The sequence below is a fragment of the Streptomyces sp. NPDC034049 genome (assembly GCF_055575575.1).
In genome coordinates this window covers 274,038-294,588 of sequence record NZ_JBVISJ010000007.1, presented here as the reverse complement: position 1 = coordinate 294,588, position 20,551 = coordinate 274,038, and the positions used below count along the sequence as shown (strand labels likewise).

The 20,551-nt window shown below is 69.7% G+C and carries 22 protein-coding genes; 12 read left to right on the top strand and 10 right to left on the bottom strand.

Annotated elements, in window-relative coordinates:
• Positions 1-113 precede the first annotated feature (113 nt).
• From ACZ52C_RS22270 to acnA, 3 genes are all read right to left on the bottom strand, one after another.
• Complete coding sequence (locus ACZ52C_RS22270) at positions 114-1,187, bottom strand: lytic polysaccharide monooxygenase auxiliary activity family 9 protein (RefSeq protein WP_469076363.1); 1,074 nt, start codon at positions 1,185-1,187, stop codon at positions 114-116.
• 337 nt (positions 1,188-1,524) lie between these two features.
• Complete coding sequence (locus ACZ52C_RS22265; RefSeq protein ID WP_469076362.1) at positions 1,525-2,013, bottom strand: hypothetical protein; 489 nt, start codon at positions 2,011-2,013, stop codon at positions 1,525-1,527.
• A gap of 368 nt (positions 2,014-2,381) precedes the next feature.
• Positions 2,382-5,099, bottom strand: a complete 2,718-nt coding sequence (gene acnA / locus ACZ52C_RS22260; RefSeq protein WP_469076361.1) for an aconitate hydratase AcnA — start codon at positions 5,097-5,099, stop codon at positions 2,382-2,384.
• Positions 5,100-5,455: 356 nt separating this feature from the next.
• Here acnA and ACZ52C_RS22255 point away from each other — a divergent pair, with 356 nt between their 5' ends.
• From ACZ52C_RS22255 to ACZ52C_RS22220, 8 genes are all read left to right on the top strand, one after another.
• Entirely contained in the window at positions 5,456-6,178 is a 723-nt protein-coding gene (locus ACZ52C_RS22255) for a VOC family protein (protein WP_469076360.1), read from the top strand.
• 94 nt (positions 6,179-6,272) lie between these two features.
• A complete protein-coding gene (locus tag ACZ52C_RS22250) occupies positions 6,273-6,470 on the top strand; it encodes a DUF4236 domain-containing protein (protein ID WP_045559905.1) in 198 nt (65 codons plus the stop codon).
• A 105-nt stretch (positions 6,471-6,575) separates the two neighbouring features.
• Positions 6,576-8,105, top strand: coding sequence for a helix-turn-helix domain-containing protein (locus ACZ52C_RS22245; protein ID WP_469076359.1), 1,530 nt, complete (start codon positions 6,576-6,578; stop codon positions 8,103-8,105).
• A 286-nt stretch (positions 8,106-8,391) separates the two neighbouring features.
• Positions 8,392-8,793: a hypothetical protein gene (locus ACZ52C_RS22240; RefSeq protein WP_469076358.1), complete on the top strand. Its 402-nt coding sequence runs from the start codon at positions 8,392-8,394 to the stop codon at positions 8,791-8,793.
• A 372-nt stretch (positions 8,794-9,165) separates the two neighbouring features.
• Positions 9,166-9,564 carry an STAS domain-containing protein gene (locus tag ACZ52C_RS22235; protein WP_469076357.1) on the top strand — a complete coding sequence of 133 codons (399 nt, stop codon included), beginning with the start codon at positions 9,166-9,168 and terminating at the stop codon, positions 9,562-9,564.
• Positions 9,561-10,235: a GNAT family N-acetyltransferase gene (locus ACZ52C_RS22230; protein WP_469076356.1), complete on the top strand. Its 675-nt coding sequence runs from the start codon at positions 9,561-9,563 to the stop codon at positions 10,233-10,235. The genes ACZ52C_RS22235 and ACZ52C_RS22230 overlap by 4 nt, the downstream gene beginning before the upstream one ends.
• Positions 10,216-10,986, top strand: a complete 771-nt coding sequence (locus tag ACZ52C_RS22225) for a GAF and ANTAR domain-containing protein (RefSeq protein ID WP_469076355.1) — start codon at positions 10,216-10,218, stop codon at positions 10,984-10,986. Before ACZ52C_RS22230 ends, ACZ52C_RS22225 begins: the two co-directional genes overlap by 20 nt.
• A 79-nt stretch (positions 10,987-11,065) precedes the next feature.
• Positions 11,066-11,782, top strand: coding sequence for an ANTAR domain-containing protein (locus tag ACZ52C_RS22220; protein ID WP_469076354.1), 717 nt, complete (start codon positions 11,066-11,068; stop codon positions 11,780-11,782).
• A 22-nt stretch (positions 11,783-11,804) separates the two neighbouring features.
• On the opposite strand, the gene ACZ52C_RS22215 is transcribed toward ACZ52C_RS22220, so the two are convergent.
• The 4 genes from ACZ52C_RS22215 to ACZ52C_RS22200 form a co-directional block, all read right to left on the bottom strand.
• On the bottom strand, positions 11,805-11,945 hold the full coding sequence (locus ACZ52C_RS22215) for a hypothetical protein (protein ID WP_469076353.1): 141 nt from the start codon (positions 11,943-11,945) through the stop codon (positions 11,805-11,807).
• 167 nt (positions 11,946-12,112) lie between these two features.
• Positions 12,113-12,469, bottom strand: coding sequence for a PRC-barrel domain-containing protein (locus ACZ52C_RS22210; protein ID WP_469076352.1), 357 nt, complete (start codon positions 12,467-12,469; stop codon positions 12,113-12,115).
• On the bottom strand, positions 12,466-12,768 hold the full coding sequence (locus tag ACZ52C_RS22205; protein WP_469076351.1) for a hypothetical protein: 303 nt from the start codon (positions 12,766-12,768) through the stop codon (positions 12,466-12,468). Before ACZ52C_RS22205 ends, ACZ52C_RS22210 begins: the two co-directional genes overlap by 4 nt.
• 83 nt (positions 12,769-12,851) lie before the next feature.
• A complete protein-coding gene (locus ACZ52C_RS22200; protein WP_469076350.1) occupies positions 12,852-13,130 on the bottom strand; it encodes a hypothetical protein in 279 nt (92 codons plus the stop codon).
• Between the two features lie 379 nt (positions 13,131-13,509).
• On the opposite strand from ACZ52C_RS22200, the gene ACZ52C_RS22195 reads away from it, so the two are divergent.
• Positions 13,510-13,722 carry a hypothetical protein gene (locus ACZ52C_RS22195; RefSeq protein ID WP_469076349.1) on the top strand — a complete coding sequence of 71 codons (213 nt, stop codon included), beginning with the start codon at positions 13,510-13,512 and terminating at the stop codon, positions 13,720-13,722.
• A gap of 117 nt (positions 13,723-13,839) precedes the next feature.
• The gene (locus tag ACZ52C_RS22190; protein ID WP_469076348.1) at positions 13,840-14,007 is read left to right on the top strand and encodes a hydrophobic protein; all 168 of its coding nucleotides are present in this window, start codon (positions 13,840-13,842) and stop codon (positions 14,005-14,007) included.
• A gap of 352 nt (positions 14,008-14,359) precedes the next feature.
• Here the strand turns inward: ACZ52C_RS22190 and ACZ52C_RS22185 are convergent, their stop codons facing one another.
• Positions 14,360-15,238 (bottom strand): NADP-dependent oxidoreductase, encoded by an 879-nt coding sequence (locus tag ACZ52C_RS22185; RefSeq protein WP_469076347.1) that lies wholly within the window; start codon positions 15,236-15,238, stop codon positions 14,360-14,362.
• A 66-nt stretch (positions 15,239-15,304) separates the two neighbouring features.
• Positions 15,305-16,504: an MFS transporter gene (locus tag ACZ52C_RS22180; RefSeq protein ID WP_469076346.1), complete on the bottom strand. Its 1,200-nt coding sequence runs from the start codon at positions 16,502-16,504 to the stop codon at positions 15,305-15,307.
• 58 nt (positions 16,505-16,562) lie between these two features.
• Between ACZ52C_RS22180 and ACZ52C_RS22175 the strand changes: the two genes are divergently transcribed.
• Positions 16,563-16,940 carry a MerR family transcriptional regulator gene (locus tag ACZ52C_RS22175; protein ID WP_469076345.1) on the top strand — a complete coding sequence of 126 codons (378 nt, stop codon included), beginning with the start codon at positions 16,563-16,565 and terminating at the stop codon, positions 16,938-16,940.
• 49 nt (positions 16,941-16,989) lie between these two features.
• Entirely contained in the window at positions 16,990-17,172 is a 183-nt protein-coding gene (locus ACZ52C_RS22170) for a hypothetical protein (protein WP_469076344.1), read from the top strand.
• Between the two features lie 135 nt (positions 17,173-17,307).
• Here ACZ52C_RS22170 and ACZ52C_RS22165 read toward each other — a convergent pair whose 3' ends face one another.
• A complete protein-coding gene (locus tag ACZ52C_RS22165) occupies positions 17,308-20,499 on the bottom strand; it encodes an RICIN domain-containing protein (RefSeq protein WP_469076343.1) in 3,192 nt (1,063 codons plus the stop codon).
• Positions 20,500-20,551: the final 52 nt, after the last annotated feature.

Below are 20,551 nucleotides of genomic sequence, written 5' to 3'. Positions count from 1 at the left end.
ACGCGGCTCGCGGACCGGGTGGGCACGTACCGCCCGCCCACCCGGTCCGCCCCGAGCACGGCGCCCGCCCCCGCACAGGGCCGGCGCCGCGGATCGGGCCGATCGCGCCGGGCTCAGCCCACCCGGCAGGGCAGCGTGGTCGCGGGATCGCCTCCCGACCCCTGCACCACATATCCGAAGTTCGCGGTTTCACCTGGATCCAGTGACCCGTTCCAGTCCGCGTTGTGCACCATCACGTTCTGCCCGGTGTAGGTCGCGCTGCCGCTCCACAGGCTGTCGACCTTCTGCCCGGCGGGCAGCGTCCAGTCGACCATCCAGCCGAGCATCGGCACGTCGCCGGTGTTCTTGACGACGACCTCGGACTGGTAGCCGCCGGTCCAACTGCCCGTCGTACGGCGGGTCGCGGAGCACTCGCCCGGGACCGGCTCGGTGGGGTTGCCGGGCTCCTTGATCCCGGTCACCTCGCCGTTGCCGCCGTCGAAGACGACGTCGGAGCAGGAGTAGAAGGTCTCCTGGCTGTCGGAACGCTGCCAGACCATGTAGATGATGTGGCGACCCGACTTGTTCGCGGGCAGCTGGCCCCGCCACGAGTAGTTGGCCTCGACCGTGCCCGGGCTGCCGTTGAGCGGCGGGTGGTCGACGCTCAGGAACGGCTGCGCCTCCATGTCGTTCCAGGTGAGCGTCTTCGTCGGGTCGAAGCCGTCCTTGGTGATGTAGACGTAGAACCAACCCGGGTGCGCCGCCCACGCGTTGTACGAGAAGTCGACGGTCGCGCCGGAGGTGAGATGGGTCAACGGCCAGTCGGCGCTGGGTGTGTTGAACCCGGTGAAGTTGGCGTTGCCGCCGCTGCACAGCTGGCCGTCCGGGACGAAGCCGCGGGTGCGGCCGGCGCCGTCCGAACGGAGCACCGAGAACCAGTTGTAGAACGGCGTCGTCCCGCTGACCTGCTGCGCGGAACGACAGGCCGGGTTGATCGGTTTGATCTCCCCGGTGTCGGTCAGCCCGTCCTGCCAGCACAGGAACGTGCGGCTGCCGGGCTTCATCGGGGTGCCGTGCGCCTCCGCCTTGCCGCTGCCGGCGGTGACGACGAGACCCAGTGCCGGGATCGTGGTCACGAGGGCGAGCAGGACGAGGAGAAGGTCCCTGTGGCGTCGGGGCAGCCCTAGGCGTGGTTTTGTCACGTGCATGACAAGCGCTCCTTGCGTGTACGGCTTGGAGGTGGGGGGACGTGCGCGTGCCGATGTGCGGGTGCGAGGTGGGGCGATGCGCGGGTGCGAGGTGTGCCGATGTGCGGGTGGCGGTGCGGACAGGTGGTGCGGGCGGGAGCGGATCCGGGGGTGACGGGTTCCGGTCCGCCACGCCACAGGTGGGAGCGCTCCCACCCCACCTGCTTCGGAAGCTAGCGCGCGGCGCGGCGCTTGTAAACGGCTGTCGCGCATCGACGCGGGGGCCTCCCCCACCGCTGTGGGTGACCGTCGGGCGGCTCGGGGACGGCGTGGCGCGCGGTTCCCGCGCCCGCGCGGCTCAGCCGGACCTTCTCCAGGGGCGTTCGGCCTGGAGCCGGGTGGTCGTCAGGAGCCGGCGGGTGAGCTTCGCGTGCGTGCCGGTGCCCAGGGCGAGGAGGCGGTACAGGCCGCCCGCCGGGCCCGGGAAGGCGGCGCGGGTCTCGGCGCGCAGCCGGGTGTGGTCCGGTCCTGCCGCGTCGAGGTGGAAGGTCAGGGTGTAGGAGGAGAAGCGGTGGCGGCCCAGGAGGGTCAGCCGACTGCCCGGGATCGCGGTCAGCGTGCGGAAGCCGGGGAACGTCGTCTCGCCCTCGACGGGCGGGCGCGGCCCGGACGCGGTGTGGTCGGCGCAGCCCACGAGCTTGGCGTAACGGACCGCGGAGGGGCGGGAGAAGGCCCAGTCGAGCGCCTCGGCCAGGGCCCACCAGACCTCGTCGGCATCCGCCTCGACGAGGATCGTGTGCTCGTCGACGTACGGGAGCGGGGTGCGGCGGCGCATCGGTGCATCCATGGGTGCCAGTCTTGGCCCTTCGGCCGCCCGATCGCCAGGGTTGCCGGGCCGGAACGTGCGCGACGGGGCTGACGGGCCACGGCTCAGTCGCCCGGCGGGTGCGTCCGCAGGGCCTTCGCGGTGCCGGTGACTCGCCCTGGCGGAGCCGGCTCACGGTGAGGCGGCGCGGCGTGTCGTACCGCTGCGGCGGGCGCCCGGTGGGCGCCGGATGACGACCGCGCGGACGCAGGCGGCCACGGTGAGGCCGCCGCCCGCGACCACGGCCTCGACACCACCAGCCGGCCGATCGTCGTCCGGCGGCTCGGACAAGGCGGAGGGCCGCGCCCCCGTTTCCGGGGACGCGGCCCTCAACTGCCTTGCCTGGACGCTTACTTGCGGATCAGGCTGCGCAGCACGTACTGCATGATGCCGCCGTTGCGGTAGTAGTCGGCCTCACCGGGGGTGTCGATGCGGACGACCGCGTCGAACTCGACGCCCGTGTCGGTGGTGACCTTGACCGTGGCCGGGGTGGTGCCGTCGTTCAGCTCGGTCACGCCCGTGATGGAGAAGGTCTCCTCGCCGGTCAGACCGAGGGAGTCGGCCGACTGGCCGGCCGGGAACTGGAGCGGCAGGACGCCCATGCCGATGAGGTTCGAGCGGTGGATGCGCTCGTACGACTCGGTGATGACGGCCTTGACGCCGAGGAGCGCGGTGCCCTTGGCCGCCCAGTCACGGGACGAGCCGGAGCCGTACTCCTTGCCGCCCAGGATGACCAGCGGGGTGCCGGCGGCCTGGTAGTTCTGCGACGCGTCGTAGATGAAGGAGACCGGGCCGCCCTCCTGCGTGAAGTCGCGGGTGTAGCCGCCCTCGGTGCCCGGCGCGATCTGGTTGCGCAGGCGGATGTTGGCGAACGTACCGCGGATCATGACCTCGTGGTTGCCTCGGCGCGAGCCGTAGCTGTTGAAGTCGCGGCGCTCGACGCCGTGCTCCGTGAGGTACTTGCCGGCCGGGGTGTCGGCCTTGATGGCGCCGGCGGGCGAGATGTGGTCGGTGGTGACCGAGTCGCCGAGCTTGGCGAGGACCCGGGCGCCGGTGATGTCGGAGACCGGGGTGGTCTCCATCGTCATGCCCTCGAAGTACGGGGGCTTGCGGACGTAGGTCGACTCCGCGTCCCACTCGAAGGTGTCGCCGGTCGGGATCGACAGGGCCTGCCACTGGGCGTCGCCCGCGAAGACGTCCTGGTAGGACTTGGCGAACATGTCCTCGCCGATGGCGTTGGCGACGACGTCGTTGACCTCGGCCTCGGTCGGCCAGATGTCCTGGAGGTAGACCGGCTTGCCGTCCTGGTCGACACCGAGGGCGTCCTTGGTGATGTCCACCTTCATGGAGCCCGCGAGGGCGTAGGCGACGACCAGCGGCGGGGAGGCCAGGTAGTTCATCTTGACGTCGGGGTTGATCCGGCCCTCGAAGTTCCGGTTGCCGGAGAGGACCGAGGTGACCGCGAGGTCGTGGTCGTTGACGGCCTTGGAGACCTCCTCCGGCAGCGGGCCGGAGTTGCCGATGCAGGTGGTGCAGCCGTAGCCGACGAGGTTGAAGCCGACCTTGTCCAGGTAAGGGGTCAGACCCGCCTTGTCGAAGTAGTCGGTGACGACCTTCGAACCCGGGGCGAGGGTGGTCTTGACCCACGGCTTGCGGGTCAGGCCCTTCTCCACGGCCTTCTTCGCGACGAGCGCGGCGGCGACCATGACGTACGGGTTGGAGGTGTTGGTGCACGAGGTGATGGCCGCGACCGTCACCGCACCGTGGTCGATCTCGTACGTCGAACCGTCGGGGGCGGTCACGGTGACCGGGTTGGACGGGGCGCCGTTCGGGGCGACGGCCGGGGAGTCGGAGGCCGGGAAGGACTCCTTGCCGGACTCGTCCACGGAGTCGACGTAGTTGAGGACGTCCTGCTTGAACTGCTCGGCGGCGTTGGCGAGGACGATACGGTCCTGCGGGCGCTTCGGGCCGGCGATCGACGGGACGACCGTCGAGAGGTCGAGCTCCAGCTTCTCGGAGAAGTCGGGCTCGGCGGCCGGGTCCAGCCAGAGGCCCTGCTCCTTGGCGTACGCCTCGACGAGCGCGAGCTGCTGCTCGGAGCGGCCGGTGAGCTTGAGGTACTTGATGGTCTCGCCGTCGATCGGGAAGACCGCGGCGGTGGAGCCGAACTCCGGCGACATGTTGCCGATGGTGGCGCGGTTGGCGAGGGAGGTGGCGGCCACACCCTCGCCGTAGAACTCGACGAACTTGCCGACGACACCGTGCTTGCGGAGCATCTCGGTGATCGTGAGCACGAGGTCGGTGGCGGTGGTGCCGGGGGTCAGCTCACCGGTCAGCTTGAAGCCGACGACGCGCGGGATGAGCATGGAGACCGGCTGGCCGAGCATCGCGGCCTCGGCCTCGATGCCGCCGACGCCCCAGCCGAGGACGCCGAGGCCGTTGACCATGGTGGTGTGCGAGTCGGTGCCGACCAGGGTGTCGGGGTACGCCTGGCCGTTACGGACCATGACCGTACGGGCGAGGTGCTCGATGTTGACCTGGTGGACGATGCCGGTGCCGGGCGGGACGACCTTGAAGTCGTCGAAGGCGGTCTGGCCCCAGCGCAGGAACTGGTAGCGCTCCTTGTTGCGGCCGTACTCCAGGTCGACGTTCTGCTTGAAGGCGTCGTTCGTGCCGAACTTGTCGGCGATGACGGAGTGGTCGATGACCATCTCGGCCGGCGAGAGCGGGTTGACCTTGGCCGGGTCGCCGCCGAGGGCCTTCACGGCCTCACGCATGGTGGCGAGGTCGACGACACAGGGCACGCCGGTGAAGTCCTGCATGATCACGCGGGCCGGCGTGAACTGGATCTCCTGCGACGGCTGGGCCTGGGAGTCCCAGCCGCCGAGGGCGCGGATGTGGTCGGCGGTGATGTTCGCGCCGTCCTCGGTGCGGAGGAGGTTCTCCAGCAGCACCTTCAGGCTGTAAGGGAGGCGCGCGGCGCCCTCCACCTTGTCCAGCCGGAAGATCTCGTACGACTCGTCGCCCACCTGCAGCGTGCTGCGGGCGTCGAAGCTGTTCGCCGACACGACAGTCTCCTTCATTCCATGTGCGCGTACCACCGCATCCTGCCGCCACGCCTCCTTGGCCGATCCGCTAAGGTAAGGCTAAGTTAGGTACCCCTTACCGGGGTGGCGGCCGCAGTGCGCCTCGGCAGATATCTCGATGTCGAGATAACAGTAGTACATGGGGGCGGGCTGGTCATGCCCGGCCCGATGTGGCGTGCGCCAATCTCCGCGCTGGCGGGCCGGGCGCGCGGGCCCGTTATTGCGTTGCGGGGCGTTTTCCGGGCTTCCTAGCATGGTCGTTCCTCGCATGGTTGTTCCTCATGGGCGGGGGACGAGCCCTGTCCGCGGCCGTGCCGGCGGATCGGAGATCCCTCGCGATGACGTCCCACCTCCACGCGCTCAGTTTCGACGCGAACGACCCCGCCGGTCTCGCGCACTTCTGGGCCGGTGTCCTGGACCGGGAGACGACCGAGGACCCCTACGGGGGTGTCGCGCTCGCCCCGGACGACGACACCGGGCTCCGGCTGCGCTTCCTGCCCAGCCAGGAGAAGAAGACCGTGCCCAACCAGATGCACTTCGACCTCACCAGCACCTCCCTCGACGACCAGCGGCGGGTCGTGGCGCGGGCGCTGGAGCTCGGCGGACGCCACATCGACATCGGACAGCTCCCGGACGAGAAGCACGTGGTCCTCGCCGACCCCGAGGGCAACGAGTTCTGCGTCATCGAACCGGGCAACGGCTTCCTCGCCGGCTGCGGATTCATCGGCGCGCTCGCGAGCGACGGTTCACAGGAGGTCGGGTACTTCTGGAGCCGGGCGCTGGGCTGGCCCCTGGTCTGGGACCAGGACGAGGAGACCGCGATCCAGTCGCCGCACGGCGGCACGAAGATCACCTGGGGCGGTCCGCCCCTGGCCCCGAAGGTCGGGAAGTACCGCCTCCACTTCGACCTCGTCCCGTCCGCCGGCAGCGACCAGCGAAGCGAGATCGACCGCCTCGTCTCGCTCGGCGCGACCCCCGTCGACATCGGCCAGGGCGCGGCCGACTGGGCGGTCCTGGTCGACCCCGACGGCCACGAGTTCTGCGTGCTGCCGCCCCGCTGAGGCAAGTACCCCCCGGCAGAGCCCAGTTGCCGTACGCGGGAGGGATGCGGACCGAAGAGCGGGGTACCCGTCGGGCAACGGGAAGGAGACAGCCATGCCGCTCACGTTCCGCAAGAGCTTCCGGATCCTGCCGGGGGTGCGACTGAACATCAACAAACGCTCCTGGTCCATCACCACCGGCGGCCGCAACGGCCCCCGTCACACCCACAGCAGCACGGGACGGCGTACGACCTCGATGGACCTGCCCGGGCCCTTCGGCTGGCGCCGCACCCGTGACGCGCGGCGCCACTGAACCCGGCTGACGGTTCGTCACACCCTTCACCCGAACGGGCCCGTGTCACGGCCCCAACGGACCCCCCAAGAGGCGTCATCTCATATCTGAGATAACCTTGCCCTCATGGCAGACGACTACCTCGAACGCATCGGCAAGCTCATCCGTGACGCCCGTCAGCACCGCGGCTGGACACAGTCGCAGTTGGCGGAGGCTCTCGGGACGAGCCAGAGCGCGGTGAATCGTATCGAGCGCGGTAATCAAAACATCAGCCTTGAGATGATCGCCCGAATCGGTGAAGCCCTCGACAGTGAGATCGTCTCACTGGGCTACGCGGGTCCGATGCATCTGCGGGTGGTCGGCGGGCGTCGGCTGTCGGGTGCGATCGACGTGAAGACCAGCAAGAACGCGTGTGTCGCGCTGCTGTGCGCCTCCTTGTTGAACAAGGGGCGCACAGTGCTGCGCAGGGTGGCCCGCATCGAGGAGGTGTACCGCCTTCTGGAGGTGCTCGGCTCCATCGGCGTACGCACCCGGTGGATCAACGGCGGGGTCGACCTGGAGATCGTGCCGCCCGCCGAGGTCGACCTCGACGCGATCGACGCGGAGGCGGCGCGCCGCACCCGCTCGATCATCATGTTCCTCGGCCCGCTGCTGCACCGCATGGACCACTTCAAGCTGCCGTACGCGGGCGGTTGCGACCTCGGGACGCGGACGATCGAGCCGCACATGATCGCCCTGCGCCGGTTCGGCCTCGACATCACGGCCACCGAGGGGCTCTACCACGCCGAGGTGGACCGCTCCGTCGTCCCCGGCCGCCCGATCGTGCTGACCGAGCGCGGCGACACGGTGACCGAGAACGCGCTGCTCGCCGCCGCCCGCCACGACGGCGTCACCGTCATCCGCAACGCCTCGTCCAACTACATGGTCCAGGACCTCTGCTTCTTCCTGGAGGCCCTCGGCGTACGGGTCGAGGGCATCGGCACCACCACGCTCACCGTGCACGGGGTGCCGCACATCGACGTGGACGTCGACTACTCGCCCTCCGAGGACCCGGTCGAGGCGATGAGCCTGCTCGCCGCGGCGGTCGTCACCGAGTCCGAACTGACCGTGCGCCGGGTGCCGATCGAGTTCCTGGAGATCGAGCTGGCGGTCCTGGAGGAGATGGGCCTCGACCACGACCGCTCGGCGGAGTACGTCGCCGACAACGGCCGCACCCGCCTGGTGGACCTCACCGTCCGCCCCTCGAAGCTCCAGGCCCCCATCGACAAGATCCACCCCATGCCGTTCCCCGGCCTGAACATCGACAACGTCCCGTTCTTCGCGGCCATCGCCGCCGCCGCGCAGGGCCAGACCCTCATCCACGACTGGGTCTACGACAACCGCGCGATCTATCTGACCGACCTCAACCGCCTCGGCGGCCGCCTCCAACTCCTCGACCCCCACCGCGTGTTGGTCGAGGGACCCACCCGCTGGCGCGCCGCCGAGATGATGTGCCCGCCCGCCCTGCGCCCCGCCGTGGTCGTCCTCCTCGCGATGATGGCCGCCGAGGGCACGTCCGTGCTCCGCAACGTCTACGTCATCAACCGGGGCTACGAGGACCTCGCGGAGCGCCTCAACACCGTGGGGGCGCAGATCGAGATCTTCCGGGACATCTGAGGGCCCTCCGGAGGAAGGTCGTCGCAATCCCTTTGACCTGCACGAATGTTGGGCCGGAGGGGGTGCGGCGGCACCTGTGGGACTTCTCTGGGCCTCTGGACCGCACGTGAGCTGCTTCCGTCGACTGTGCACACGCAGAGGTCCGGAGACGGATTCGCGCGATCCGCGACCACCGACCACCCCCCGCTACAGACCGTGCCCGCACACCGGCTTCCACGCCGGTTCGCTCTCGGCGGGAGACGAACCCCGGACCGCCGCAGAGGCGGCCCGGGGACGGGCCCGCGCCGTGTCGGACGAGGGCGGCGCCTCCGCGGTGTCCGCGGTGTCCGCGGCCCAGCCGGAACAGACCGGTCCGCCCAGGCAGACCATTCGCCTGGTCATCGGCGACATCGCCGAACGACTGGAGGAACGCCTGGCGACCCGCCTCCACGCCGCGCTTCGGGTCGTGGCCATGCCGATCCAGTCCCAGGGCGTCATCACCCGAGCCGGCGTGAGCCCTGACGAGCACCATCGGCGAACTCGGCGTCCCGCCCGGGAAGCCGCGGCCGCCGCCTTCTCCACGACACTGCAGCCGTCCGTCGCCCGCCCCGCGGACAGGACACCCAGGCCGCACCCGGCGGTATCGCGCCCCAGGGCCGGTGCGGGACGCATCCGGATCGGGCTTCCGCACGCCTGGCGGCCCCCGTGAAAACCCTCCCCTGGCGCCGGGTTGAACCGTTCGGCTCCTCGTGACCCCGTCTTCGAACTGTCCACATCCTGGGATTGGCTGCTTCGGACGGTCCATCACATGACGCGAGGACTAGGCTGTTGTGCAGACGTCCCAGACCCCGGCGGCATGCCGTTGCTCAACACAGATGGCTGCGGGGTGCGGACTCTTCGTCTGTCACCCGGCGCATCCCTGGAGGGAACCGGGTGGGCCTACCGTCCTGCTGTGCAGGCTGTCGGACCGGCCGTTGCTCTGCCTCCGCCGAACGTACGCCCCTGCCGGCAGCGCACCCAGGGAACCGGGACACCGGCACCAGCGCACCCATTGCCGGATGGCCTTCCGAACCGAGGCGTCATGCTCCTTCCTCAGCTCACCGTGTACCGCCGTGTCCGAAGGAATCGGGCGCTGATCACCCTGTCCGGTGAGATCGATTTCGACTCCGCGCCGTTGGTACGCGCATCCGTGGAACGGTGCCTGCGCGACGGCATCCGCATCATCGACATCGACCTCACCTCCGTCAGCTTCTGCGACTGCAGCGGCCTCAACGCCCTCCTCTTCGCTTCGAAGCGGACCACCTTGGCCGGCAGGACCCTGCGACTGCACCATCCTCCGGCGATGCTGGCTCGGATGCTCGACCTCACCGGCTGCGGATTCCTCCTCCTCGGCCTTCCTTTCGGCCCGCTGCCCTCTCCGCTCGGCGACACCCCGGCGGTACACGTCCCGCTGGTTCCCCTCCTCTCGGGCGATGCATGATGACGGCCGACCCTTGGCAGGGGCAGTCACAGAAGCCGGAGGACAGCGAGCCGTGCGCCACGGTTCCGGTGCGATTGCGTCGCCTGAACCGTGGGCTGGTGGACAGCCTGCGTGAGGAACTGGCGGATCTGTATGCGGAGTTCCACGCAACGGCGGCCGGTGATGCACACCGCCGTCCCGGTCAGCAGAACTTCCTGGACCGTCTCACCGCGGACATGCGCCGTCCGGGGTTCGCCCTGGTGATCGCCGAGACGGACCGTCTGACGGGATGCGCCTTCGGATTCCCGGTACGCGCCGATGGCTCCTGGTGGCTCGGCTACGAAGGAGTACTGCCGCGCGACGTCGGGCAACTCACCGTGTCCGGCAGCGTCTTCGCGTTCGACGACATCATGGTCCGGCCGCACTCGCAGGACCGGGGTCTCGCCCGTCTTCTGCAAAAGCGGCTGCTGAGCGACCGCCAGGCATCACTCGGCTCCACCTTGGTGGACCGGGCCGATCGCCAGGCACTCGTCGCACTCCGCTCATGGGGGTGGCTGGACATCGGAGAGCTTCGCAGGTCACTGGGCACCACCACGTTCCGCGCGCTGGTGTTTCCCCTCGGGGAACACACCACGCCGAGGCCGGAGGGCCTTGTCACGATGCCTGGAGGCGGTGGCCCGGGTGGGCCCTGACAGCCGGTCGGCCCGCATCCGGTTACTGGTCGCCGAGCAGGCGGCCCGACGCGGTGCCCGGATCGGTGTGGTGGACGTGTGCACCGCGGCCGTGGCCGCGCTGCCGGTCGGCGGGGCCGGGCTGTCGGCGATGTCCACGGCCGCGGCGAGCCACCCACTGTGCAGCACCGACGACATCAGCGAGCAACTGGAAGAGCTCCAGCTCACGCTGGGTGAGGGACCCTGCGTGGACGCCTTCGCACGCGGCTCGGCCGTCCTGACACCCGATCTGCTCACCGTCGAACTACAGGATCACTGGGCCGTGTTCGCCGATGCGGCCCTGGAAGCCGGAGCCCGCGCGGTCTTCTCTCTCCCCCTCCGCATGGGGGCGATCAGCCCGGGAGTTCTCGACCTGTACGCCGGCATTCCGACCGTGCTCGACGCGGAGGAACTGGCCGACGCGCTGGCGTTCGCCGATCTCGCGACTCTCCTCCTACTCAGTACCAGGATCGACGAGAGGGGCGCACCGACCGGCGGACCTGTGCCGGACCGCGGATTGGAGGACCTGGGCTCATACCGGGCGGAGATCGACCAGGCCGGCGGGATGCTCACGGTCCAGCTCGGAATCGGCATCGAAGAAGCCTTCGTGCGGCTCCGTGCCCACGCTTATGCGCAGGGACGCCGACTCACCGACGTGGCCGCCGACGTGGTGGCCCGTCGGCTTCGTTTCTCACCGGACGCGGAGCCGGATCAGGCCGAGGAGGAAACCTGACCCATCGGTGCCGGCCGAGGAACGTGCCGTACTTCCCGCCCCTTCGGGCGGGGACTAGCCTCAATCAAGGGTGCCCGCCATGGACCAACAGCTTCTGGCCAAGACCTTCGTCGAGCTGGCCGACAACCTGGTCGCCGACTTCGACCTCATCGACTTCCTGCGCCTGCTGACCGACCGCTGCGTCGGCATGCTCGACGCGAGCGCCGCCGGGGTACTGCTCGCCGACCGGGAGGGCAGACTCCGCGTCATGGCCGCCTCCGACGAACAGGTGCGGCTGTTGGAGCTCTTCCAGCTCCAGAACGACGAAGGCCCCTGCCTCCAGTGCTTCCACACCGGCGCACCGGTGATCATCCACGACCTCACCCGTGAGGTCGATCGCTGGCCGCGCTTCGTCACAGCGGCCCACCGCAGCGGGTTCGGGGCCGTCCAGGCCCTGCCCATGCGCCTGCGGGACGAGACCGTGGGCGCCCTGAACCTCTTCCGCGCCGCGCCCGGCCCCTTCGAGCCGACCTCCACACTCATCGCCCAGGCGCTGGCCGACGTCGCCACCATCAGCCTGCTGCAACAACGCACGGCCCACCGCAGCACGGTCCTCAACGAGCAGCTGCAGACGGCTCTGAGCAGCCGTGTGCTGATCGAGCAGGCCAAGGGGAAGCTCGCCGAACGCCAGGACATCGACATGGAGCAGGCGTTCAGCGCGCTGCGCCGCTACGCCCGCTCCCACAACCGGCGCCTGGCCGATGTCGCCCGCGCCTTCATCGACGGCTCCGAACCCCTGGCCGGCCTGGGGGCCTGACCCCATCCCCGGCTGCGGCCCGCTACTGCTCTGTGCCGTCCTCGGTCAGACGACGGTACAGTTCCGTGGTCATGACATGGATCGCCCGCGTCAGCTCGGCGTTGGTCCTGGGTTGCGACTCCTTGGTGAGCGTCTCCGGCCAGCTGTTGCGGTGCGCGGCCACTGCTGGGGTGGTGCTCGGCCAGGTTGTCCTGCTCGCAGCCTCCCCAGGCGCGCGGCGGAGGCCCTCGCCTCAGCCGTGGCCCATGGGGTGTACGCGAAGCCTCATGGGGCGGGGTCACCCGGTGCACGGTGCGCACCTCACCGGGCAGTCATCCTGTCCGTAGGCGGTCAGCGGCGCGCCAGTTGCCGTTCGCCGGCCGCACCGGGCTTGTAGGCCAGTCCGTAGTGCTTGAAGACCGCTTCCTCCTGCTCGGCGGGCAGCACATCGTCGGTCCCGATCGAAGGGGCCTGTTTCACCAGCGCTCTGACATAGCCGATCCTGAGATAGTCCGGCCCGACGATCGCATCGTCGAGAGGCACGAAGACCAGACGGCGCCGGGTGGGCAGTCCGGTCCGTACCGTGGCCATGGCCGGCTCGTCGGTGGTGGTGTCCACATAGACCGCCTCGAGGACACCGATCTTGTGCGACTCCGTGTCGACGACATCACGGTTGCGCCATTCTCGGACGTCGGCTGCGCGAATCATGACCCTCCCCTTCCGGACAGCTCCTCCGCCGGTGGTGAAGCGCACGCCCGGTCTTCCGCGTGGAGCCGCCGCGGCGCACGCCGCATCCAGCACGAGAGCGGCTCCTCCTCCCAGGCGGCGACCACGGCAGCAGCCACCTCCGGAAGTTCGGCTTTGCCGTCTCGGAGCATGTTCACGAGCAGCCTCCTGGCCGGCCCACGGCGGCAGGGGGCCAGGACCATCACCATGCCGCAGGCCTGGTCGATGACCACACGGCCGACCTCCCACCATTCCTCATGGACCACGGTTGTACGTCGCATGGCATGCACCTCTTGACGAACTCGACGTGTCCGGCCTGGCTGAAGCCGTCCCGGAACCTCTGGCTGCCGCGCAACTACACGGGTCATCCACGGTGTTCGCGGTCCCGACGGTCCTCGCGCCTCCAGCGCGCCCGGTTCTGGCGGCTGTAGCGGTGGTTCCAGCGTTCCTCACGGTCCCGGCGCTCCCGGTAGCCCCGGTACTCCCCGAGATCGGAACCGCCGCCAGGGCCCTGGCCTCCGCCACGATCGCGGCCGTGTCGGGTGATGGCGTAGGCCAGCACCGCCGCGGCCACCCACCAGAGGGGAGGGAGGAAGCCGAAGCCGAGCAGAACCACGATGAGGATGAGCAGCAGGACGAACACGGCGGGCCTCCCCGGGAGCGGAACACTGCGTCAAAACCGGGGACTCGGGCCTCATCCCCCAGCCTAGTCCTGCTCAAAGACTGCGGATACCCGTGCGGTGAAAGTATGTTCTGTCCGACATGGATGGCTGCTTCGCATCTGTCGGAGAAGTGCGGAGAGGGCTAGCGTGCGACCTGCCGCCCTTGCCCCCGGCAGCGTCGCACCGCCAGCGCGCTCCCCGGGGGGCGCACCTGCGCATCGGTGCCGGGCCCGCCGCGTCACGAGCGAGGCTGTTCCCGCAGGCACCCATCGTCACGTAATCCCCACACGCCCGATGCGCCCCAAGCGGGCACCGCTCTGCTGCCCGCCGCATCGCACGCGTCCACACCAGGCGGCACACATGTACGTGCTGATCGTTCCCGCTTCGACCCCCTTCGTTCTGCTCGCCACCGTGATGGCCCTGTCCTGGTGGGAGGACCGCATCCTGCCGGCGCCACCGGTCGAGCCGGCCGAGGAACCCGCCGAGGCCCCCGTTCACCGCGGCGGCCCGACCCGGTTCCCAGAACTCCACAGCGTCGACACCGCGTTGACAAGGAGCGTTGCCAGGCGTTGACTGACAGCACGGTGCAGGGCAAAGCCACTCCGGATCGTTCGCGAGCGGCATTTCACCTTCCCGCTTCGCCCGGACCCCGCGGAATCAAGGAAATCCCCGCGATCTGGAGGCCCGGCGATGTTCTGGATTCTTCTCCTTCTGCTGATCCTGGTGGTCTTCGGGTTCGGCTTCGCCATGCAGGTTCTGTGGTGGGTCGCCGCCGTCCTGCTGGTCCTCTGGATCGCCGGCTTCGCCATGAGCGGGCGGAGCGGCGGCAGGCGCCGGTACAGCCGCGGCCGCAGGTAATCCACTCCACGCACGATCTCACTCCGCGGGACGAACGGCCTACGGCGATCACGCACGGAGCCCCTCCAGCGGACACGCACGGGGCAGTCAGCCGGAAGAGCGGCTGCCGCCTGCGGGAGTTCCCTGGGTCGACCTTCCGGATGCATCAACGGACATGAGCGTGCAACAACCGAACGGCCGTTCACGCGGATCAGCAATCCACGACTGCCCGTCCACACGGCTCACGTGGCCCGCCGGTCTCTTCCCGCGGTGGCACAAGCCGAGTGACACCGCCTGAGTGACACCGGTGGTGGGCCCGCCCAGAAGGCGGACCCACCACGGGCTCGGCGGTGCCGGCGCCGACCCGAAGGGCTCAGAAGAGAAGGACGACCTTGCCGGACAACCCCCCGGCCTCGAAGCGCTCGTGGGCCGTGCGCACCGCCGTCACCGGGTGGTGCTCCGCCACCCGCACCCGAAGCCGGCCGGCCTCCGCCAGCTCCACCAGCTCGGCGAGATCCTTCTTGCTCTCCTGCACATAGCTCTTGGCGGCACCGGGCACGGCGGGCAGGGGCTCGTCGGAGATCGAGACGTACAGCCCTCCCTCGACAAGCGACGAGGACACGTCCACGCCCGCGGTGTCGAGTACCGCGTCGTATGTCTCCTTGGGCAGGTCCGTGGCGAGGTCCACCACAGTATCGGCGCCCAACTCCCTTACCACGTCGATGTGTTCGGAACGAGACACCAGCCCGTCGACGGCCACGCCGGCCCGCCGCGCGAGTTGGACCGCCAGTCCGCCGACCGCGCCGGCCGCCCCGGTGACCAGAAGACGGCCGCGGCTCACCAGCCTCAGCTTGGCGAGGGCCTGCACCGCGGTGGTGCCGGCCAGCGGCAGCGTGGCCGCCTCCGCGAGGCTGAGCGTGGTCGGCGCGTGGGTCAGGAGGTGCTCCGGCAGGGCGACCAGCTGGGCCCAGGTGCCGCGTCCGGTGGCGATCTGCGCGGACATGGCGATCACCCGGTCGCCCACGGCGAACTCGGCGGACGAGCTCGCGACGACGACGCCGGCCAGGTCCCAGCCCAGGGTCATCGGGAACTCCGGGCCGACGTCCCAGGCGCGGGTCTTCCAGTCCACCGGGTTGAGGCTGCTCGCGACCGTCCGGACCAGCACTTCTCCCGGGCCGGGCACCGGTTCGGCGATCTCCCGGACCTCAAGCACCTCCGGGCCTCCGTGGACGTCGATCTGCACAGCGAGCATGGTGGGAACTCTCCTTTTGTGGGTCGGAGCGATGGTTCGGACAGCGAGTCGGGCGGTGAAGCGGGATCAGGCAGCGGTGGCGGAGCTGGTCTCCACGGCGGTGCCGGCGGCCTCGGGCTCCGCCCTGGGCCGCAGCGGAAGCGCGTAGCAGGAGACGACGAGGCCGAGAGCGCTGAGGACCGCACCGGCGAGACCGGTCCAGCGCAGCGCGTCGGCCGCGACGATGACGCCGCCGACCGCCGACCCCATGGCGGTGGCCAACTGGAAGGCACCGACGTTGACCGAGACCGCCAGGGTGGGCGCCTGCTGCGCGTGACGCAGGATCAGGCCCTGCAGCGGGGCGATCGTCGCGGTGGCGAGCAGCCCCAGCAGCAGCACGGCCAGAACCGCCGTCGGCTTCCACGTCACCGCCAAGGGCGTGCAGGCGAGCAGCAGCGCCAGCGCCGCGAAGACGCCGCGCAGGGTGGCGGCCGGGGCCCTGTCGGTCAGGCGCCCCGCGATGATGTTGCCGAGGAAACTGCCGCCGCCGTAGGCGAGCAGCAGGATGGAGACGACGAAGGCGGGGAATCCGGTGACCTCGGTGAGCAGCGGCGCGATGTAGGTGAAGACGGTGGCGACGCCGGCGAAACCGACGGCGGTGGTGGCGATGGCGAGCAGGACGGGGCGCTGGGCCATGACCCTGATCTCGGCGCGGGCGCCCGCCGACTCGGCGTGGCGACGCGGCAGGACGGCGGCCAGCAGCGCCACGCCGAGCAGGGTCAGCACCGTGAGGACGACGAACGGCGTGCGCCAGTTGGTCCGTTCACCCAGCAGCGCCCCCAGCGGCACGCCGAGGAGCGTCGCCACGGTCAGGCCGGAGACGACCGCGGCGGTCGCCCGGCCCACCTTGTCCTCGGGGACGACCTGGCTGGCGACGACCAGGGAGAGCGCGAAGAACGCCGCGTGGCTGAGCGAGGACAGCACACGGCCGGCCAGCAGCACCTCGTACGAGCCGGCGCACGCGCTGACGGCACTGCCGACGGCGAAGAGCAGCATCAACGACAGGGCGAGACCCTTGCGTGGCATGCGCGCGGTGAGGAGGGTGACGATGGGGCCGCCGATGACCACGCCGAGGCCGTACGCCGTGACGGTCTGGCCGGCCGCGCCCACGGAGACGTCCAGGTCCTCGGCCACCTGGGGCAGCAGTCCGGCGGTGAGGTACTCGGAGGTGCCCACGACGAACACGCTCACGCACAGGGCCGCGAGAATCACGGAACTCTTCTGCATGCGGGAACGCTAAAGTCTGACATCAGTGTCAGAGTCAAGTCGGTGAGGGGGCGGATCCATGCGCATGGGCGAGATGGTGCGACGCACCGGGGTCAGCGAGCGGCTGCTGCGCTACTACGAGGAGCAGGGACTGCTGACGCCCGAGCGGCTGCCCAGCGGTTATCGGGTGTACTGCGACAAGGACGTGGAGACGGTGCGCCGGGTCCGGGTGCTGCTCACCGCCGGACTGACCACGGACACCATCGCGAGGGTGCTGCCGTGTGTGCGGGAGGAGGACGAGCGTCTGGTCCCGGTCTGTTCGGACCTGATCGCCCAGCTTCGGCAGGAGCGGGAGCGGATCACCCGCTCCATCGACGACCTGGAGGCGTCCCGCGCCATGCTGGACACGGTCATCGACGCCGGGGTCGTGCAGGCCCCGGCGGTCGGCCGTCGATGAAGTCCTGGATGAGCCGCACCACTTCGGGCGCGCGCTCGAACACCACCAGGTGACCGCAGTCCAGCTCCACCCCGCCCGGTGCGGGGACGCCTGGTATCCCATGTGGCCCCAGGGCCCCGAACCGGCGTCGGCCCTGCGGGCTCTGGCCGAGTACGCGGCCGAGGCCGACTGGGCGATCTTCGAGGAGCTCGCGCACACCGTGATCGACACCTCCGGCGAGACCCTTCGCTGACTTCTCCCCCTCTGCGGAGTCCGTACAGCGTGAAACATCCGGAGGACCATTCCGGGACATCTGATGTGCGAGTGCCGCCGCACCCCGTCCGAACCGGGTGCGGCGGCACTTCGACGTTGCAGGAGCGTCGTCGGGTCAGTCCTTGCCGGTGAGCCTCCAGATCTGGTTCTTCTTGGTGGTCAGGGTGCTCCCCGTGTCGCACGGCCACTGGTGGACGAGGGCGCCGGGTGCGGTCGAGATGGTGCTGACGTCGACGCACTTGCCGCTGTGGACGGCGACGAGCTGGTAGTCGTGGCTGTTGCCGAGCGCGGTCACCGCCGCCAGTCTGAACCGCTGGTTGGTGCCTCCGTGGCAGGTCCACTGCTGGACGGCGGCGCCGTTGGCCGTCGAGATGCCCGCGACGTCCAGGCACTTGCCGCTGGAGTGGTTGACGACGGTGTAGGTGTCGGTCGTGCCGGAGACACGGTGGAAGTCGAAGACCTGCTCCTGACCGCTTCCGCAGGTGTTCTGCCGGTACTGGGTGCCGTCCGCGGTGGACTTGGCGGGGTCTTCGAGGCAGAGCCCGCTGTGCTGGGCCACCGCGGTGGAGGAGAAGGCGGCCGGGGCGCCGATGTGCAGGCTCGCCGGTGCGAAGGAGACCTGGTCGAGGTGCGGGGCGGAGCTGGAGCGCATGGGCTCTCCGATGTCGCTGCCGCCGCCCGAGTACACCTTGCCGATGGTGGTGCCGTCCCAGTTGTAGAGCTGTGAGGAGGTGAACTTGACCGTGTTGGCACCCTTCTTGAGGGTGACGTGGGCGGTGTAGTCCTGGAACTGGTTCCAGTGCAGGGTGCTGGCGAAGTGGACGCGGGTGGCGTCGCCGCCGTTGACGCTGACGTCGGCGTGCTCGGCGTACAGGTCGGGGTTGTAGTGGTTGGAGGGCAGTTCCTCGGCGTTGGCGTAGCGCATCGTCATGGCGTAGGTGCCGGCCGAGGGCGCGTCGACGTCGAGGGTGAGGGAGTTGGCGGTGCCGTCGGAGATGCCGGTGACGACGCCGCCGTCGGCCTGGCTGTAGCTGGTGGAGACGTCGGCGGTGCCGGTGAGGGTGCCGTCCTCGGCCTGGTAGGTGACGACGTTGCCGGTGGTGACGGCGGAGCCGGCGCTGAACGGGGTGACCGCCAGGTCGTCCAGGGCGAGGGTGCCGCCGGTGCCGGTCACCTCGACCTTGTTGATGCCGGCCTTCAGGTACACCCGGTTGGTGGAGGTGGACCAGGCGTCGGGCGTCGCGCCGGAGAGGGTCTGGTCGTCGGCGGTCCTGTCGTTGACGGTGAGGTCGGCCCGGCCGGTGTTGCGGAAGCGGGCCGTGAGGTCCGCGTATCCGTCACGCGCCGAGTAGACCCAGAACGTCGCCGACTTGCCGGAGGTGAGGTTCACCGCGCCCGCGCCGGACTGGCCCTGGGAGGTGTAGGTGGTGCTGCCGTTGTCGGAGAGGGTGGCCTGCTCGGCCTCGTGGAGCGTGGTGCCCTGGACGTCGGCGTCCCGGTACCGGAGGTCGATCTTGTCGATGATGGCGTCACCGTCGGTCTTCGCGCCGTTGTCACCGGTGGTGGCCAGGGTGACGGTGTGGCTGCCGGCGGTGAGGTGCACGGTGGTGTCGCTGTGGCCCCACACCACCCACTGGAAGCCCACCGGGATGTCGACCCTCTTCGAGGCGCCGCCGTCGACCCGCAGGTACACGTCGGTCGGGCCCTTGACCTCGGCGTCCTTGGCGTAGCTGCTGCCGAACACGGACAGGTCGTAGTCGCCGGTGGTGGGGACGGAGACGGGGAAGGAGATCACCGTGGTGGAGCCGGTGCGCAGACCGCCGACGTCCTTCGTTCCCGAGGCGGGGAACTTGCTGACGTTGCCGGTGGTGCCCTCGGTGTTGATGTTGTAGCCGCTGCCGCTGAGTGTGGCGTTCTCGGCCTCGTACGTTCCCGTCCAGGTGCTGTCGGAGGGGGTGGCGCTGCCGGTGCCGCCCGGGGAGACGACCACCTGGTACGCGGACATCGCGTCGAGGGTGAGGGGGACGGTGATCGAACCGTCGGAGCCCACGGCGACGTCGGCGTCGGAGAGCCGGGTCGGGGTGGCCGCCGCGCCGAGGTAGCCGCTGTAGCGGTCCTGGAAGACACTGACGTGCACGGTGGTGCCGAAGACCGCGGGATCGATGTTCTTGATGACCGTGTCGGAGGCTCCGCTGGTGCCGCCCCCGGCGAGGATGACGCGGGCCTGCTTCTTGCCCGTGTCCAGGCTCGCCAGGCCTTGCAGGGTGTACGCGGCGTTGTTCCCGGAGCTGGTGACCTTGACGGTGTTGCCGCTCATGGAGCTGTACCAGTTGTAGAGCCACCACTGGGCGTTGGGGGTGTTCTGGGCGGCGGCGGAGTCACCGAGGTTGCCGTTGATGTTCCAGTAGGGCAGGTTGCCGTCGATCTTCTTGTCCTCGATGGCCGAGATCCACTGCACCATCTGACCGGGGTCGGTCAGGTGGTAGCGGTGGGCGTACTCGTTGAGGTTGACGGTGATCGGTGAGGTGATGCCGGCGGCGGTCTCCGCCGCGCGGTAGGAGTCGACGGTGCTGCGGACGTCCGCCGGGCTGCCCAGGGTGTGCCAGGTGACCACGTCGGGCAGGCAGTTGTTGGTCTTGCAGTAGTTCAGGAAGCCGCTGAGGGAGGAGGAGGTGTAGCTGGAGGTGTTGGGCCCCGCCAGCCTTGCCTCGGGCCAGATGCCCTTGATGAAGTTGTACGTCTGGCGCCACTCCGCGTTGAAGTTGTTCAGCGCGGTGGAGTTGGTGCGCATGCCGCTGAACCAGTTCAGGTCGGGCTCGTTGTAGGGGACGAAGACGATGTGGCTCGCGTGGGGGCTGGCCTTCGCCTGCTCCACCTGGGTGCGCATCGTCTCCTGGTAGGCCGCGTAGCTCGTGCGCTCGTAGTTGGCCCGGTAGACGTCCGTCATATAGATGAGGACGTCCCCGCCGCCGCTGTCCACGAACGGATCGGCGATCTCCAGGGCGTCCGATCCGGGGTGCTGCTGTCCGTCCTGGTACTTGGTGTTGGTGGTCTGCACCCCCATCCCCTCGATGAGGTTGTTGGTCGGCACGTCCGGGCCGTACAGGCCGTACAGCACCCCGGAGGCGCCACCGCGGAAGGCTCCGGTGGTGGTGCCCAGGTCGACGGTGAGGGTGGGGTCCGCGGCGGCGGCCGGCGCGGCCACCGCGGTGGTGAGGCCGGCCAGGACGGTCAGCGGAAGCAGTGTCCGGGTGATGCCGTGAAGAAGCCGTCTCGAGGCCGAGCGGCTCTGCCCGAGTCTTCGCATGTGCTCACGTTCCTTCAGGATGGGGCTTGTCTGTGCTGCGCCGGCCCCCGTG